This window comes from Vibrio sp. 2033 (assembly GCF_033339735.1).
The window spans coordinates 1-785 of record NZ_JAWOVC010000258.1; the positions used below are offsets into that span (position 1 = coordinate 1).

A 785-nucleotide genomic window follows, 5' to 3' on the forward strand; every position below is an offset into this window, starting at 1 on the left:
GCACAATAAACAGCAAAGTATCTGACCAATCATACAAAATGAGCTGCCCGACGATACCAAAAGTCACGCCTAGCAATGTGCCCATCGCCCGTTTACGAGCGTAACCTAAGGCGCCATTCCAATGCATTGGAAACAGGAGCAACAAGGTTGTCGCCTGCGCTGACATGGAATCGTTCAAATTAAAGCTCTGAAACACCAAAAAGGACATGGTTGCAATACTCGCCCCCATAAGAGCCTCATGTCGCATCCGATGGCTTTGTTTGGCTTGTGAAGGCTTTGGCAGCGGTTGACGAGGTTCCGCATCTGGAATCAAAAACGTCACTAAATACGCCACAATAATGGACAAAACGTTCGCCTGTAAGTTACTAAAAATAAGATCATTCAGATCCGTTGTCGGGTAACTAGCAAAGTGCAGCATGATACTCAAACTAAGCACACTGTTCGCGCCAAATAGAAACAAACTCCCTTTTGACATACAAGCAAACTTGTAAAGAAACAAACCGAACGCAATCAAGATCATCAACACCGGATGGCTACCAAACAAGCCCCCCAGAATGCCAACCTCTAGCCCACAAACAACAGCGGAGAAGATTAACTGTCTTGATGCATGCAAGTTCACTACTGGTACCATACCGAGCAAAAGCATGGGTGTTACGGTGAAAAACACACCGTAGTTCCAGCCAAACAGCTTACACAGTGTAAAGCCGATGGTTGCGCCAGTTGCAATGCGTAGGCATTGTCTGAAATCGTTCTCAGACATGGGGTGGTCCCATAATTTCATACCA

At 46.1% G+C, this 785-nt stretch carries 1 protein-coding gene; it reads right to left on the reverse strand.

Translation table 11 applies throughout. The annotated features are described in order from the left end of the window. The coding region (locus R7P74_RS25945) for a DUF2955 domain-containing protein (protein WP_318123529.1) at positions 1-781 on the reverse strand (781 nt) is incomplete at its 3' end. Positions 782-785: the final 4 nt, after the last annotated feature.